This window comes from Leifsonia soli (genome assembly GCF_013408745.1).
GTDB classification, from domain to species: Bacteria; Actinomycetota; Actinomycetes; order Actinomycetales; family Microbacteriaceae; genus Leifsonia; species Leifsonia soli.
Genome location: NZ_JACCBJ010000001.1, coordinates 939574 through 954455, shown reverse-complemented (window position 1 = coordinate 954455; position 14882 = coordinate 939574). Strand labels below are relative to the sequence as shown.

Genomic DNA, 14882 nt, shown 5'->3' with positions numbered 1-14882 from the left:
CGGGTCAGGATCCGTCGCGATCCTTCGAGCGGTAGGTGCGCGCCTTCTGCCGGTTGCCGCACACCTCCATGCTGCACCACTGCCGCGAGCCGTTCCGCGAGGCGTCGTAGAACGCCCAGCGGCAGTCCTCTCCCCCGCAGAGCTTCACGCGGCCGAGCTTGCCCTGGACGCTGAGGACCAGGGCGCTCGCGACGGCCGCGTCCGCGGAGGTCCGCGGGCTCAGGTCGACGGAGCCGGGTGCGGCGACGACCGGGAGCCGGAGGGCCGGGAGGGCGGCGGCATCGCCGTCCACGACGGCCCGGAGCGCATCCCGGGCGTGCCGGGCGGTCGTCCGGTCGCCCGGCTCCAGGCCGTGCTCGGCCGCCCAGCGGCGGTGACCCGCGTCGTCGGCCAGCTGGTCGACGTCGTCCTCCACGTCGAGCGTGTTGAGGAAGGAGACCAGCAGCTCGGCTCCGAGCTCGGGAGCATTCGTACGCATGTAACCATTGTAACCGAATAGCGGGTTACGGTAGCCTGTAACCTGTCAACACAGATAGGTGGTTATCATGCATCCGCTGTTCTTCTGGTCCATCTCCGTCGCCGATCTCGCCGAGCGCCAGCGCGAGGAGGCTGTGCTGCAGGCGCAGCGCGACTCGGGCGTCGTGCAGCCGCCCCCGCTCACGCGCGACGACCGCTGGCGCGCGGCGATCCGCCGCTGGGCGGCCGCAGAGCCGCCCCAGACCGCCACCCCCGCTGTGCCCGCCCCCGCCCCCGCCCCGCGCCTCGGCTGCGCCTAACCCTCGTCCCCGCCCCCACCGTCGAGTCCGCGATCTTTGCACGCACCCGCGGCGTGTCGCGTGCAAAATTCGCGGACTCGACGGTGGGGCGGGAGGCTCAGACGAGAGTGAGGGTCTCGGGGCGGTGGTGCACGGGGAAGTTCACGCTCGCGGCGATGAAGCACTTCTCCGAGGCAGGAGCGTGGAGGGATGCGGCGAGCTCCGCCTGCGAGGGATCGGCGATCGTCACGCGCGGGCGCAGGGTCACCTCGGTGAAGTGGCCGCCCCCGTTGCCGGTCTGCTCCATGGTGCCGGTCGCGGCGTCGGTGTATCCGACGACCACCACCCCGGCGCCCGCCGCCTCCGCGAGGTAGCTCAGCATGTGGCACTGGGCGAGCGCGGCGAGCAGCAGCTCCTCCGGATTCCAGCGGTCGCGGTCGCCGAAGAACACGCGGTCGGCCGAACCCTCGATGGGCAGCTTGCCCTCGGCGCTCACCACGTGGTCGCGCCCGTAGTCCTTGTAGCCGCTGGTGCCCGTCCCGCGGTTGCCGGTCCACTGCAGGTCGATCGCGTACGCGTGCTCGAGCTTCATGCTCCGATTCTCGCACCGCGGCTAGACTCGGATGACCATGACTGACACCGTGAGCACCCCCGCGCCCGTCTACTCCGTTCCACAAGAACGCCGCATCGTCACGGCCGTACCCGGCCCCAAATCGCAGGAGCTGCACCAGCGACGCCTGGCCGTCGTGCCGACCGGCGTCTCCTCCGCCCTGCCGGTGTACATCGCGCGCGCCAACGGCGCCATCCTCGTGGATGTCGACGGCAATCAGTTCGTCGACTTCGGCGCGGGCATCGGGGTCACGACCGTCGGCCACACCGAGACCGCCGTCGTGGAGGCCGCCGCTGGGCAGCTGCAGGACGTCATCCACACGCTCTTCACGATCACTCCGTACGAGGAGTACGTGCGGGTGGCCGAGCTCCTCGCCGAGCACACCCCCGGCGACCACGCGAAGAAGACCGTTCTGGTCAACTCCGGCGCGGAGGCCGTCGAGAACGGCGTCAAGATCGCCCGCAAGCACACGGGCCGCCGTGCCGTCGCCGTCCTGGACCACGCGTACCACGGCCGCACCAACCTCACCATGGCCATGAACTACAAGGCCATGCCGTACGCGACCGGCTTCGGCCCGTTCGCCGGCGACGTCTACCACGCGCCGAACTCGTACCCCTACCGTGACGGACTGAGCGGCGCCGAGGCGGCAGCGCGCACCATCGCGTACCTCGAGAAGGTCGTCGGAGCCTCCGACCTCGCCTGCCTCGTCGCCGAGCCGATCCAGGGCGAGGGCGGCTTCATCGTCCCCGCCGACGGCTACCTCGCCGCCCTGCAGGAGTGGTGCACGGCCAACGGAGTCGTCTTCATCGCGGATGAGATCCAGAGCGGGATGGCGCGCACCGGCGCGTTCTACGCCAGCGAGCACTTCGGGGTCGTCCCCGACCTCGTCCTCAGCGCAAAGGGCATCGCCGGCGGCCTGCCGCTTGCCGCCGTCACCGGCCGCGCCGAGATCATGGACTCCGCGCAGCCCGGCGGTCTCGGCGGGACCTTCGGCGGCAACCCGGTCGCCGCGGCGGCCGCCGTCGCCGTCTTCGAGACCATCGAGCGCAACGACCTCCTCGCCGAGGGCAAGCGCATCGAGAACGCCCTCAAGCCGGCGCTTGAGAAGCTGCAGCAGAAGTACGACATCATCGGCGACGTCCGCGGCATCGGCGCGATGATCGCCGTCGAGCTCGTCAAGCCCGGCACCGCGCAGACGACCAAGGAGCCCAACCCCGACGCCGTCAATGCGATCATCCAGGCGGCGGCCCAGCAGGGCATCCTCTTCCTGAACGCGGGCACCTGGGGCAACGTGCTGCGCTTTCTCCCGAGCCTCGCCGTCTCCGACGAGCTCATCGCCGACGCCGTGTCGGTGATCGACGACGCCATCGCCGCACTGTGAGCGCCGAACCGCAGACTCCCGGAACGGCGTCGCCGGCGGTGTTCAGCACGGCGGAGGCCGTCGAGCTGGCGGTCGTCGAGCGCAGCGGATTCGTCGAGTCGCGCCACGCCGGCTCGGCGGTCGTGCTCGGGCCGGAGGGCGACGTCGTCCGCACCCTCGGAGCGCCGGACAAGCCGGTGTTCCCCCGGTCGAGCATGAAGCCGTTCCAAGCGGTGGCCGTGATGGGCGCCGGCGTGCCGCTGGAGGGTGCGAGCGCCGTGCTCGCGACCGCTAGTCACGCGGGCACCCCGGCCCATCTCTCGGTGGTGCGCAAGCTGCTCGCGCAGGCGCAGCTGACGGAGGACGCACTCCGCTGCCCGGCCGACTGGCCGCTCGATGCCGCCGCGCGCGACGACCTGGTCCGCGCGGGCGAGCACAGGCATCCCCTGTACATGAACTGCTCGGGCAAGCACGCCGCGATGCTGCTCGCCTGCCGGGTGAACGGCTGGCCGACCGAGAGCTACCTCGACCCGCAGCATCCCATCCAGCAGCACATCCGCGACACGGTCGAGCGCTTCACGGGCGAGAAGGTCGTCGCGACCGGGATCGACGGATGCGGTGCCCCGGTGCACGCGATGTCGCTGATCGCCCTGGCCCGCGGCATCCAGCGCATCGCGACCGCGTCGGAGGGATCGCCGTTCGCGCTGTTCCGCAACGCCGCGCTGCTCAAGAACGCGGTGCTCGCGGACGGCTGGGCGATCGACGGACCGGGACGCGCGAACACGGTCGTCATCGACGAGCTCGGGGTCTTCGCCAAGGGCGGAGCGGAGGGCGTGATGGTCATGGCCGCTCCCGACGGGACGACCGTGACGCTGAAGGTGCTCGACGGCAGCCTGCGTGCCGCCTCCATCGTCGCGCTGCGACTGCTGGCGGACGCCGGCGCGCTCACGCACGACGACGTCGACCGGGTCGCACCGAAGCTCGACCTCGCCGTGCTCGGCCGCGGCGAGCCCGTGGGCGCAATCCGCGCCTCCTACGCCTGAGACACCCACCGTCGAGTACGCAAAAACTGCACGCTTTGGAGGGAACAAGCGTGCAGTTTTTGCGTACTCGACGGTGGGGAGCGGGCTATTGGCGGGCGAGACGCTTCGCTCGGGCGGCGGCCGTGAGCTGCGAGATCAGCACCACGAGGATCGTCAGGATGAAGACCGCGCTCGCGATCACGTTCGCCTGCGCCGGGATGCCGCGGGACGCCGCGATGTAGATGTACATCGGGAACGTCGTCACCGCCCCCGCGTTGAAGTTCGTGATGATGAAGTCGTCGAAGCTCAACGAGAACGACAGCAGCGCCGCGGACGCGATGCCCGGGAGCAGCAACGGGAAGGTGATGCGCCAGAACACGGCGTTCGGCGACCCGTACAGGTCGCGTCCGGCCTCCTCGAGCGCCGGGTCGAGCGACGCGACGCGCGCCTTCACCGTCACCACGACGAAGCTGATGCAGAACATCACGTGGGCGATGATGATCGTCATGAAGCCCTTGTTGACGCCGAGGCTCAGGAACTGGGCGGCAAGGCCGGCGCCGAGCACGACCTCGGGGCTCGCCATGGGCAGGAACAGCAGGAGGCTGGTCTGCGACCGGAAGCGGAACCGGTAGCGCATCAGCGCGATCGCGATCATCGTGCCGAGCACGGTCGCGACCACGGTCGAGATGATGCCGATGATGATGCTGGCCATGAACGCGTCGCAGATGCCGGCCGCGTCGCAGACGTTCGTCCAGTTGCGGAGGGTGAACCCGCGCCAGGCGATGTTGTTCTTGATCGCGTCGTTGAACGAGAACACGAACGTGTAGACGATCGGGATGAGCAGGAACGCCAGGGCGAGGAACGCGTAGACGCCGAGCCCGATCCCCTTGTACCGCCGCCGGCCCTTCGCCGCGGTCGGCGGCGTGCTGGTGTCGGTGGGCGTCGCCATCGTGGTCACAGCAGCTCCTCCGTTCCACTCCGCCGCACGTAGACGCCGACGATCACCAGGATGACGGCCATCAGCACGACCGACATCGCCGCCGCCGTCGGATAGTTCTGCAGCACGAGGAAGTTGCTCTCGATGACGTTTCCGATCATCGACGTGTCCGCGGCGCCGAGGAAGTCCTGCGACGCGTTGATGTAGTCGCCGGCCGCGGGGATGAAGGTGAGCAGCGTCCCCGAGACGATGCCCGGCATCGACAGCGGCACCGTGACCTTGCGGAACGTCGTCCACGGGCTGGCGTACAGGTCCTGTCCGGCTTCGAGGAGCCGGATGTCGAGCCGTTCCAGCGTCGAGTACAGCGGGAGGCACATGAACGGGATGAAGTTGTACGTCAGACCGAAGATCACCGAGAACGGCGTCCCGGTGATGTGCGCGTCCGGCGGGAGGATGGAGACCGCCTTGAGCGAGCTCGCGATCCAGCCGTCGTCGCTCAGAATGGCCTTCCAGGCGAGCGTCCGCAGCAGGAAGCTGATGAAGAACGGCGCGATCACCAGGGTCATCAGCAGGTTCTGCAGGACGGGACGGCCGCGCATCTTCACGCCGATGAAGTAGGCGAGCGGGTAGCTGATCAGCAGCGCCGCCGCCGTGGCGATCAGCGCGTACACGAACGAGCGCAGCACCTGCGGCCAGTACTCGGCGAGCGAGTCGGTGTAGTTGGACCACTGGAACGCGGTCTGGTACTGCCCGATGTCGCCGTCGACCACCGGCGCCTGGAAGGACGTGATGATCAGCGAGATGAGCGGCGTGAGGAAAAACAGGACGAGGTAGAGGACACCGGGGAGCAGCAGGACGAGCGCGATGCCGCTCTTGCGGCGGACCGCGGGCTCCTGATCCTGCGTCGGCGGCGCCCCCGTGAACGCGGCGAGGGCCATCTACGCCTCCTCCAGCTCCGTCAGCATCCGCTCGCGCGCCTGCGCGGCGATCGCCTGGGTGTCGGCGTCGTCGGAGAACCGGCCGTCCGCAGGCGGTTCGTCGGCGAGCACGAAGGTGTGTCCGGCGTCCCACGCAACCCAGACCTCGGCGCCGAGCGAGGCGACGGGTCCGCTCGTGGTGTTCTGCGCGAACACCACGATCGTCCCGAGGCCGGGCACCTCCACCAGGTACTGCGTGCTCACTCCGCTGAACGAGACGTCGGTGACGCGGCCGGGGCCGAGGCGGTTGGCGCCGGACGGGATCGTCTCCGGCGTCTCGTGCAGGGTCAGCTTCTCGGGACGCACGCCGACTGTGACGTAGCCGCTGGTGCGCTGGGCGCGCGACGTCGGCACCTGGATGCGCTCCCCGCCGACGTCGACGCCGATGGTCTCGCCGCTCGACTCCTGCACGGGGCCGGCGAACAGGTTCGACTGCCCGAGGAAGTTGGCGACGAACACCGTCGCGGGCAGCTCGTAGAGGATCTCGGGAGACCCCATCTGCTCGATCCTGCCCTTGTTCATCACGGCGACCGTGTCGGCCATCGTCATGGCCTCCTCCTGGTCGTGCGTGACGTGGACGAAGGTCAGGCCGACCTCGGTCTGGATGGACTTCAGCTCCAGCTGCATCTGCCTGCGGAGCTTGAGGTCGAGCGCGCCGAGCGGTTCGTCGAGCAGCAGCAGCGCCGGCCGGTTCACCACGGCGCGGGCGAGCGCGACCCGCTGCTGCTGACCGCCGGACAGCTGTGCGGGGCGGCGGGCCGCCAGGTGGTCGAGCTCCACCAGCCGGAGCGCCTCGTGGGCCTTGGCCACCGGGTCGCCGATACGACGGCGCCGGAGCCCGAACGCGACGTTCTCCAGGATGGTCATGTGCGGGAACAGCGCGTAGCTCTGGAACACGGTGTTCACCGGCCGCTGGAACGGCTTGGTGCGCGTCACATCCTGACCGCCGATGAGGATGCGCCCCTCGGTCGGCTCCTCCAGGCCGGCGACCAGGCGCAGGGTCGTCGTCTTGCCGCATCCACTCGGGCCGAGCAGAGCGAAGAACGAACCGGCCGGGATGGTGAGGTCGAGCTCCTCGATCGCGGTGAAGCCGGGGAACCTCTTCTTGATGCCCTCCAGGCGCAGGTCGGCGCCGGACTCGGCGAACACTCCCTTCGGCATCAGGCCCCCAGGATCACTTTCTGGAACGCCGCCTGGTACTTCTGCTCCTCGGCCGGGGTCAGCGACCGGAAGATCTTCACCTTCGACAGGGTCTGCTCGTCGGGGAAGATCAGCTGGTTCTCCGCGAGCTTCGGGTCGATCTTGGCGGCCTCCGCCTTTGCGCCCTCGACCGGGGTGATGTAGTTCACCCAGGCGGCGACCTCGGCGGCGACCTCGGGCTGGTAGTAGTAGTCGATCAGCTTCTCGGCGTTGGCCTTCTGCGACGAGCCGATCGGGATGACGAAGTTGTCGCTCCACAGGGTGCCGCCGGCCTCGGGGATGGCGAACTCCCAGTTGTCGCCCGCCTCGGCGTTCAGCTGGGTGATGTCGCCCGACCAGCAGATCGCGGCGAGCGTGTCGCCCGACTTGAGGTCGTTGAGGTACGAGTTGCCCTTGATGTTGCGGATCTGGCCGTCGCTGACCTCCTTGGTGATCTTCTCGATGCCCTTCTCGAACTCCGCGTCGCTGAAGTCCTTGGAGATGTCGACGCCCTGCTGCATGAGGATGAGGCCCATCGTGTCGCGCATCTCGCTGAGCACGCCGACCTTGCCCTTGAGCTCGGGCTTCCAGAGGTCGTCGACCGACTTCAGACCGCCCGGGAGCTTCTCCTTGTTCCAGCAGATGCCGGCGAACCCGCTCTGCCACGGGAGCGACTTCTTGCGTCCCGGGTCGAAGTCGACATTCTGGAGGTTCGACACCAGGTTCTTCTTGTTGGGGATCGCGGACTCGTCGAACGTCTGGACGTAGCCGAGGCGGATCCACCGCGCGATCATCCAGTCGGTGAGACAGACGGTGTCGGCGCCGATGTCCTTGCCGAGGGCGAGCTGGTCCTTCACCTTCGCGTAGTAGGTGTTGTTGTCGTCGACGGCCACGTCGTACTTGACCTTGAGGCCGCTCTGCTTCTCGAACGCCTCAAGCGTCGGGTATTTGCCCGCGTCGTCCTGGTCGAGGTAGGCCTGCCAGTTCGCCCAGGTGAGCGACTTGTCGGTCGCCGACTGGTCCTTGGCCGGGGTCGGCTTGCTCTTCCCTCCGCCCGTGGAGCAGGCGGCGAGGGCGAGGGCCGTCGCGCCGGCTCCCGCACCGGCGAGGAGGCCGCGCCGCGTGAGCTGCGACGCACGGGCCGATTGCACGAGCTGGCGGATCTTCGGGTCTTGCGGAAGGTTGCTCGGTTTCACTGGAGTGCTCCTTGGGGGATCGAACTCGGACCACGGGCGACGGCGTTTCGGCGGCACACCGATGTGCCGTCGCGGTGGACCCGATCCTGGCACACAACCGTTGCGATCCGCATCAGAAAGTGGCCGGATCATCCATTCGGAAACACAATCTTTACGAAATCCGTGTCGGATCGGTCGAATCGCCCGGGAAACCGCAGACGGGGCGGTCTGCCGCCTCGAGCGGGCATCGTCGACCACCGCCGCTGCGCGCCCGCTGCGGAAACCGTCTGCGAGGACGGCTCCTGTCCGCGAAATCAGCACTCCTTCATCCAGAATTCAGTCGAAATCCTCCGTGAACCCCGCTATGGTGAGAGCGAACCACCACGTCGAAGTGTCGAAGGAGCCCCATGAAGGTCGCGATCCCCCGCGAGATCAAGAACAACGAGTTCCGGGTGGCGATCACGCCGGCCGGTGTGCACGACCTGGTCGGCGCCGGTCACGAGGTCTTCGTCGAATCCGGCGCGGGCGTCGGGTCGTCGATCCCGGATGAGCTGTACGCCGGAGCCGGCGCGACCATCGTCCCGGATGCCGCGGCCACTTGGGCGGCCGGCGACCTCATCCTCAAGGTCAAGGAGCCGATCGAGAGCGAGTACGGCTACTTCCGCCCGGGCCTCGTGCTCTTCACCTACCTGCACCTCGCGGCGGACGAAGCGCTCACCCGGGCGCTGATCGACGGCGGCGTGACCGCCATCGCGTACGAGACGGTGCAGCTGCCGACCCGCGCGCTCCCCCTGCTCGCCCCGATGAGCGAGGTCGCCGGCCGGCTCGCACCCATCGTCGGCGCGAACACGATGCTCAAGCCGAACGGCGGCCCCGGCCTCCTCGTCCCCGGTGTCCCCGGCACGCACCCGGCCGTCGTGACCGTCCTGGGCGGCGGCGTCGCCGGCACGAACGCCATCTCGGTCGCCGTCGGCCTCGGCGCGGAGGTCACGGTGCTCGACACCAACATCCAGCGCCTGCGCGAACTCGACGCCCTGTACGCCGGCCGGATCAAAACCATCGCCTCGAACAGCTTCGAGATCGACAAGGCGGTCGTCGCCTCGGATCTCGTGATCGGCTCCGTGCTGGTGCCCGGGGCGAAGGCGCCGAAGCTCGTCACCAACGAGATGGTGTCGCGGATGAAGGCGGGCAGCGTGCTCGTGGACATCGCCGTCGACCAGGGCGGCTGCTTCGAGGACTCCCACCCCACCACGCACGCCGATCCCACCTTCACCGTGCACCAGTCGCTGTTCTACTGCGTTGCGAACATGCCGGGTGCGGTCCCCCACACCTCCACGTACGCGCTGACCAACGCGACGCTCCCCTACGCCCGCGCCATCGCGAACCGCGGCTGGCAGGAGGCCCTGCGGGCGGACGCGTCCCTCGCGCTCGGCCTCAACGTCCACGCCGGGAAGGTCACGAACGAGGGCGTCGCCTCCGCGCACGACCTCGACGCGAGCTCGATCGCGGACGCCCTCGCCTGACCCCCGCCGTCGAGTACGCAAAAACTGCACGGATTCCCATGGGGAGACGTGCAGTTTTTGCGTACTCGACGGTGGACGGAGAGGGGCGGGGCGGGGCGGACGAGGTCAGGAGACGTCGAACCAGTGGTCGCCGATCTCGACGCGGGTTCCGCGGGTGACGCGGTAGCGACGGCCGGCCTCGCACTGGCGCGCCACACCGCCGAGCGGATGCGCGACCGTGCCGTTTCCGGAGTAGCGATCGCAGATCCACAGCTCGTCGCCCTCGAGGCCGAACTCGAGGTGCGTCTTGGAGACGCTGCGGCCGGGGTCCGAGACGACGACGAGCTGGTCGATGTGCTCCCCCGGCTGCGTGATCGGACGCCGGCCGATGAGCCCGGAGCCGGACACCTCGACGACGTCGCCGGTGGAGAAGCTGAGCGTATACGTCCGGTGCGCCGGCGGGTGGACGGGCGGCGCCTCCTCGACCGGCACGATCGTCATCGCCTGGGTCGGCGGCAGGCCGTCCTCATCGAGGAGGACGTCCTCCGGGAACCGTCCGGCGACCGCGGGAGCGGGCCGCGGCTCGGCGAGGCGGTCGGAGATGATCGAGGTGTCCGATGGCCGCGGGTCCGCGACTTCCGGAGCACGCAGCCGTGACGAGGTGACCGAGCTGCCGCACAGCGGACAGAACAGCGTGCCTTCGGCCAGCTCTGCTCCGCACACCCGACAGTTCATCGTTCCCGCCCCTTCCGGTTCCGTCTCCCACGGTAGCCGAGCGACCGCAGCGAGACGGCAGCGAGCAGCCGCTTCCAGCGCGTGTCGCGCTTCGCGAGCTGCGAGCGGAGCTCGTCGACCGCCTTCCAGACCGTCTCTGCCTCCGCGGGGGTCGGAGCGACGCCGCTGAACGTGGCGCGGTCAGCGACCTTGGCGAGCGCGCCGGCGCGCGATCCGCCGATGGTGTCGGCGAACTCCACCCGCGTCGCGGCGGGCTGCGGCTCGTAGCCGTGGTCGACGGCCGCATCGGCGAACTCCCGCCAGCCGCCGACGATGCGCTCCCGCGCGGTCGGCGCCGATCGGCGCAGCGCGCGGCGACGCCATTTCGCGGCGAGGACGGCCAGGAACGGCGAGGCGACGAGTGCGAGGACAAGCAGCGTCCATCCCACGACCGCCAGGACGGCGAGCAGCGTCTCGAGCACGGGGTTCGGCTGCGGCTGGTCGGAGGGGTCGACCTGCGCCTGCGGGGGCTCGTCGTTGCGCTGCGGGTTCTCGTCGACCGGGGGCTGGATGTTGGTCTGCGGCCGGGAGATCTGGGTGGGCTGGTCCGGCTGCTTCGGCGGGACGGGACGCAGTGGAGGCGTCGGATCGACGGTCACCCAGCCGGAGGTGGTCTGCACCTCGATCCAGGCGGAGATGTCGGAGCCGACGAAGGTCAGGTTCGGACCGGTGGTGTCCGCCGGCGCCACGAATCCGACGACCACTCGCGCGGGGAAGCCGAGCTGCCGGGCCATGAGCGCTGCGGTGACCGCGTACTGCTCCTGGTCGCCGAGCATGGGGACGTCGGTCAGCAGCTCGGTGATCCGGTCGGCGCCGTGCCCCGACCGGCTGGCGGGCTCGTCCGCGCCGATGCCGTGGCTGATATAGCCGTCCTGGGCGAGGCCGCGCAGCGCCGCCGCGAGCTTCGGCCCGGCGCCGCTGACACCGGAGGTGTACTTCTGCAGCACGGACGCCAGCTCGTCCGGGATGACGCGGGGGCGCGGCACGGAGTCCGTCCCCGGTTGCACCTTCTCCAGCTGGTCGGGCTTCAGCTGCGGTTTGACGACCGTCTCCTCGGTGTACATGTCGCCGCTGCGGAGGGCCGTGGTGACGGCGCCCGTGCCGGTCACGTCGTTGTAGAAGAACGCTCCGGCGAGCCGCTGGGCGTCCACCCCGCTGAAGCGCACCTGCTCCAGCTGTCCGCTCCCGGGAAGCCACGGGCCGCGGTAGTCGCGGACCACCACACTCGTCGTCGTCCGCTTGCCCGTGGTCGCACTCTGGTCGATGCGGTACGGCACGCGCGTGAACGAGCCGGATGCGCTGGTCTCGTCTCCGCTGCCCACCGCGTAGGTGACGCCGTCGTAGGTGTCGAGCGTCGCGATCCGCAGCCGACGGTCGGCCGGGAGCCCCGTGACGGTCAGCATGGCCCGGTCGGCGCGCGCCGGCTCGAGGTAGGAGCGGAATCCACTCAGCGGGCTGGGGTACTCCCGCGGGTCGAACGGTTGCTCGACCGCGGTGCGCGCGACCTGCCGCGCGCCGGCCGGCGGGATCAGCGCGGCCGCTGCGATCCCCGCCGCGGCCGCCGTGAGCAGCATCACCGTCGCGCCCGCCGTCGTCAGCAGGGCTGTCGAGCGCCGCTCACGCCGCGTCTCGACGAGCAGGCCGCTCTGCTCCCGCAGCGTGCGGAGGGATGCCGCCCTGCGCCGCAGCCGGAAGCGGATCAGCCACGAGAGGAGCACGACGAAGAGGGCGAACAGCAGCGGGAGCGGCAGGGATGACGTCGAAGAGCCCAGCACGATGCCCGCGACGAACAGCAGCACCGGCGGGACGGCGGCCGGCTCCGGCCGCGACGACCGGAGCGCGATCGTGACCGTCAGGACGGTGGCCAGCAGTGTCAGCAGGAACGCCGGCACCAGGAGCGCCTGGTACGACCCGACAGGGATGCTGATGGTCACCAGCTGCTTCCAGCTCAGCCAGGTGCCCTGGACCAGATCGACGAAACCCGGCCCCGCCGGCAGAAGCCCGCCCGCGGCCGATTCGGACGGGACCGCGAGCTGCACCCCGAGCCCGAGGAACACCAGCGCGATCAGCCCGGCGACCGCGATGCTCGGCAGCCGGAACGCCCATCCCGCCACGGCCACCGCCGTGCCGGCCAGCAGGGTCACCACCAGCATCAGGACGAACTCGGGCGACTGGTGGATCGGCCAGAACGACCAGGCGCCGAGCGCCACGGCGACGACGGCGAAGGCGACGTCGATCAGCGAGGCGGCGGAGCGGCGGGCGGGCATCAGAGCGCCAGTCTCTTGGCGAGGCTGCGCTGGAGGTCCTCCAGGTAGCCGATGGTGAGCACGCTGAGGTCGGCGACCCGGCGCATCGACGGCACGGCTCCCTCGTCGCAGACGATGGCGACGACGTCCACCCCGAGCGGGAAGTGCCCGGCCGCGGCGCGCAGCTGCGCAGCCGTCGGGGTCGAACCGCAGATGAGGAACGCGATGGAGATGCCCGCCGCGCCGTCGGACGCCACCTGCGCGAGCTCCGGAAGCCGCAGGGCCGAGACCGCGGTCTCGACGCCCGCCAGATCGTCGAGGAGCCGCCCTCGGTTCACCGTGCTGAGGCGTCGGGCGCTGAACACGACACGCTTGGCGAAGTCGGGCGTCTCCGCGCTGGCGACGACCGAGACCGTTCGGGAGTCCTGCATGGCGCGGACGCCGAGCGACCCGGCGACGCTCACGGCCAGCTCGAACTCCTCCTCGGTGGCGTAGTCGGCCGCCGACAGGCTGAGCGCCACCAGCAGGTGGCTCCTCCGGGTCTCCTCGAACTGGCGGACCATGTAGCTGCCGGTCTTCGCGGTCGACTTCCAGTGGATGTAGCGCCGCTCGTCGCCGGGGACGTACTCGCGGAGCGCGTGGAAGGCGATGTCGCTGGCCGTCAGGTCGCGGGTCGGAGATCCCTCGAGGTCGCGGACGAACCCAGTGCTCATGCTGGGGATGGCGATGGTGCGGGGATGCACGAACAGGTCGAGCGAGTCCGCCCAGACGACCTCGCGGCGGAGCAGCCCGATCGGGTCGGCGCGGACCGTCCGGACCGGTCCGATCGGCACGATGCCGCGCCGGGTGGTCGGCACGACGAACACGTCCGAGTGCTCCTCGCCCGCAGCGAGCGGCGGCGCGGCGAACTCGGCGAGCCCCTGACCGACGGGCACCTCGACCCGCACGCCGGGAAGCCCGCGGCGGAGGGTGTTGCGCACCGCCACCTCGCCGGGGGCCCTGTCCCCTACGACGACCCGGTTGGCCGGAAGCGAGAGGCCGACATCGTAGGCGGTGCGGCCGATGAGATAGCCGGACGCCACCACGAGGAGCACGAGGGCGGTCCACCCGGCCACCACCGCCTCGACCCAGCCGAAGACGTATCCCACGGTCAGCGCGAGAGCTGCCAGCAGCAGCATCGACCAGCCGAGCGCGGTGACGACGGCGCTGATGCGCCGGGCGACGGTCGCGACCGCGCGCGCGGCCGTCCCCGAGGTGCGGACGACCCACACGATCGCGTCGGCCAGGACGCCATCGCGCTCGCCGACGATGCGGGCGCGCGCGTTGGTGAGCTCGGTCTGCGAACGGGTGACGGTGGTCACACGGCGGCCCGATCGCTCGGCGGCGGGGTCTCGATCAACAGCTGCCCGATGAGGCTCGAGGCGCTGACGCCCTCGAACTCGGCCTCCGGGTCGAGCACGAGGCGGTGGGCGAGCACGGGCTCTGCAAGAGCTTTCACGTCGTCCGGGGTGACGTAGTAGCGACCGGATGCGGCGGCCATGGTCTTGGCGGCGCGCAGCAGGGCGAGCGCCCCGCGAACGCTCACGCCGAGCCTGATCTCGTCGGCGGTCCGGCTGGCCTCGACCAGGCGTGACACGTAGTCGTTGATCGTGGGGTCGACGTGGACGCCGCGGGCCATGGTGGCCATCTCGACCACCGTTGCGGCCGAGATCACCTCCGGCACGACGACCTCGTGGGCGCGGCGCTCCGACCCCTCCAGGATGCGCAGGGTCGCCTCGTGGTCGGGGTAGCCGATCGACGCCTTCATCAGGAAGCGGTCGAGCTGCGCCTCCGGGAGCCGGTAGGTGCCCGCCTGCTCGATCGGGTTCTGGGTCGCGATCACCATGAACGGCGCACCCACCGAATGGCGCACGCCGTCGACCGTGACCTGCTGCTCCTCCATGACCTCGAGCAGAGCGGACTGGGTCTTGGGGCTCGCACGGTTGATCTCGTCGGCGAGGACGATGTTGGCGAAGACCGGGCCGCGGTGGAACTCGAAGGCGCCGCTCCGCTGGTCGTAGATGTTGACGCCGGTGATGTCGCCCGGCAGCAGGTCGGGAGTGAACTGGACGCGGTTGGTCGTCCCGCGCACGCTCTCGGCGATCGCGCGCGCGAGCGAGGTCTTGCCCGTCCCCGGGAAGTCCTCCAGGAGGAGGTGGCCCTCGCTGAACAGCGCGGTCAGGGCAAGCCGGATCACGTGGGTCTTGCCCAGCAGGACCCGGTCGATGTTCCCGACGAGACGATCGAAGACTCCGGAGAACCAGCTTGCCTGCTCGGGGGTCATCGTCATGCTCCGGCCTCTTTCG

Annotated in this window: 14 protein-coding genes; 4 read left to right on the top strand and 10 right to left on the bottom strand. The window is 70.0% G+C overall.

The window, feature by feature from the left end; all coding sequences use genetic code 11:
* Positions 1-4: 4 nt before the first annotated feature.
* Positions 5-478 (bottom strand): CGNR zinc finger domain-containing protein, encoded by a 474-nt coding sequence (locus BJ963_RS04640; protein WP_179454935.1) that lies wholly within the window; start codon positions 476-478, stop codon positions 5-7.
* A gap of 67 nt (positions 479-545) precedes the next feature.
* On the opposite strand from BJ963_RS04640, the gene BJ963_RS04635 reads away from it, so the two are divergent.
* Entirely contained in the window at positions 546-776 is a 231-nt protein-coding gene (locus BJ963_RS04635) for a hypothetical protein (protein WP_179454933.1), read from the top strand.
* A 97-nt stretch (positions 777-873) separates the two neighbouring features.
* Here BJ963_RS04635 and BJ963_RS04630 read toward each other — a convergent pair whose 3' ends face one another.
* Positions 874-1347: an OsmC family protein gene (locus BJ963_RS04630; protein ID WP_179454931.1), complete on the bottom strand. Its 474-nt coding sequence runs from the start codon at positions 1345-1347 to the stop codon at positions 874-876.
* A gap of 37 nt (positions 1348-1384) precedes the next feature.
* Here BJ963_RS04630 and gabT point away from each other — a divergent pair, with 37 nt between their 5' ends.
* Positions 1385-2746 carry a 4-aminobutyrate--2-oxoglutarate transaminase gene (gene gabT / locus BJ963_RS04625; RefSeq protein ID WP_179454930.1) on the top strand — a complete coding sequence of 454 codons (1362 nt, stop codon included), beginning with the start codon at positions 1385-1387 and terminating at the stop codon, positions 2744-2746.
* On the top strand, positions 2743-3768 hold the full coding sequence (locus tag BJ963_RS04620) for an asparaginase (RefSeq protein WP_179454929.1): 1026 nt from the start codon (positions 2743-2745) through the stop codon (positions 3766-3768). The genes gabT and BJ963_RS04620 overlap by 4 nt, the downstream gene beginning before the upstream one ends.
* An 85-nt stretch (positions 3769-3853) precedes the next feature.
* Here BJ963_RS04620 and BJ963_RS04615 read toward each other — a convergent pair whose 3' ends face one another.
* The 4 genes from BJ963_RS04615 to BJ963_RS04600 are packed head-to-tail and all read right to left on the bottom strand — an operon-like array spanning position 3854 to position 8036.
* Positions 3854-4705: an ABC transporter permease subunit gene (locus BJ963_RS04615; RefSeq protein WP_179454928.1), complete on the bottom strand. Its 852-nt coding sequence runs from the start codon at positions 4703-4705 to the stop codon at positions 3854-3856.
* Complete coding sequence (locus BJ963_RS04610) at positions 4702-5622, bottom strand: ABC transporter permease (RefSeq protein WP_018190862.1); 921 nt, start codon at positions 5620-5622, stop codon at positions 4702-4704. Before BJ963_RS04610 ends, BJ963_RS04615 begins: the two co-directional genes overlap by 4 nt.
* Positions 5623-6822 (bottom strand): ABC transporter ATP-binding protein, encoded by a 1200-nt coding sequence (locus BJ963_RS04605; RefSeq protein ID WP_179454927.1) that lies wholly within the window; start codon positions 6820-6822, stop codon positions 5623-5625.
* The gene (locus BJ963_RS04600) at positions 6822-8036 is read right to left on the bottom strand and encodes an extracellular solute-binding protein (RefSeq protein ID WP_179454926.1); all 1215 of its coding nucleotides are present in this window, start codon (positions 8034-8036) and stop codon (positions 6822-6824) included. The genes BJ963_RS04605 and BJ963_RS04600 overlap by 1 nt, the downstream gene beginning before the upstream one ends.
* 386 nt (positions 8037-8422) lie before the next feature.
* On the opposite strand from BJ963_RS04600, the gene ald reads away from it, so the two are divergent.
* Positions 8423-9538, top strand: a complete 1116-nt coding sequence (gene ald / locus BJ963_RS04595; protein WP_179454925.1) for an alanine dehydrogenase — start codon at positions 8423-8425, stop codon at positions 9536-9538.
* A gap of 105 nt (positions 9539-9643) precedes the next feature.
* Here ald and BJ963_RS04590 read toward each other — a convergent pair whose 3' ends face one another.
* The 4 genes from BJ963_RS04590 to BJ963_RS04575 are packed head-to-tail and all read right to left on the bottom strand — an operon-like array spanning position 9644 to position 14866.
* Positions 9644-10252 (bottom strand): zinc-ribbon domain-containing protein, encoded by a 609-nt coding sequence (locus BJ963_RS04590; protein ID WP_172824190.1) that lies wholly within the window; start codon positions 10250-10252, stop codon positions 9644-9646.
* A complete protein-coding gene (locus BJ963_RS04585) occupies positions 10249-12558 on the bottom strand; it encodes a transglutaminase-like domain-containing protein (protein WP_179454923.1) in 2310 nt (769 codons plus the stop codon). The genes BJ963_RS04590 and BJ963_RS04585 overlap by 4 nt, the downstream gene beginning before the upstream one ends.
* Positions 12558-13898 carry a DUF58 domain-containing protein gene (locus BJ963_RS04580; protein WP_179454922.1) on the bottom strand — a complete coding sequence of 447 codons (1341 nt, stop codon included), beginning with the start codon at positions 13896-13898 and terminating at the stop codon, positions 12558-12560. Before BJ963_RS04580 ends, BJ963_RS04585 begins: the two co-directional genes overlap by 1 nt.
* On the bottom strand, positions 13895-14866 hold the full coding sequence (locus BJ963_RS04575; RefSeq protein WP_089911291.1) for an AAA family ATPase: 972 nt from the start codon (positions 14864-14866) through the stop codon (positions 13895-13897). The genes BJ963_RS04580 and BJ963_RS04575 overlap by 4 nt, the downstream gene beginning before the upstream one ends.
* Between the last annotated feature and the right edge of the window lie 16 nt (positions 14867-14882).

What these genes read in the sequence shown, in the direction of transcription:
- BJ963_RS04575 (WP_089911291.1), bottom strand. Translation starts at nt 14,866, where the DNA reads ATGACGATGACCCCCGAGCAGGCAAGCTGGTTCTCCGGAGTCTTCGAT.
- ald (WP_179454925.1), top strand. Translation starts at nt 8,423, where the DNA reads ATGAAGGTCGCGATCCCCCGCGAGATCAAGAACAACGAGTTCCGGGTG.
- BJ963_RS04640 (WP_179454935.1), bottom strand. Translation starts at nt 478, where the DNA reads ATGCGTACGAATGCTCCCGAGCTCGGAGCCGAGCTGCTGGTCTCCTTC.
- BJ963_RS04605 (WP_179454927.1), bottom strand. Translation starts at nt 6,822, where the DNA reads ATGCCGAAGGGAGTGTTCGCCGAGTCCGGCGCCGACCTGCGCCTGGAG.
- gabT (WP_179454930.1), top strand. Translation starts at nt 1,385, where the DNA reads ATGACTGACACCGTGAGCACCCCCGCGCCCGTCTACTCCGTTCCACAA.
- BJ963_RS04630 (WP_179454931.1), bottom strand. Translation starts at nt 1,347, where the DNA reads ATGAAGCTCGAGCACGCGTACGCGATCGACCTGCAGTGGACCGGCAAC.
- BJ963_RS04635 (WP_179454933.1), top strand. Translation starts at nt 546, where the DNA reads ATGCATCCGCTGTTCTTCTGGTCCATCTCCGTCGCCGATCTCGCCGAG.
- BJ963_RS04610 (WP_018190862.1), bottom strand. Translation starts at nt 5,622, where the DNA reads ATGGCCCTCGCCGCGTTCACGGGGGCGCCGCCGACGCAGGATCAGGAG.
- BJ963_RS04585 (WP_179454923.1), bottom strand. Translation starts at nt 12,558, where the DNA reads ATGCCCGCCCGCCGCTCCGCCGCCTCGCTGATCGACGTCGCCTTCGCC.
- BJ963_RS04590 (WP_172824190.1), bottom strand. Translation starts at nt 10,252, where the DNA reads ATGAACTGTCGGGTGTGCGGAGCAGAGCTGGCCGAAGGCACGCTGTTC.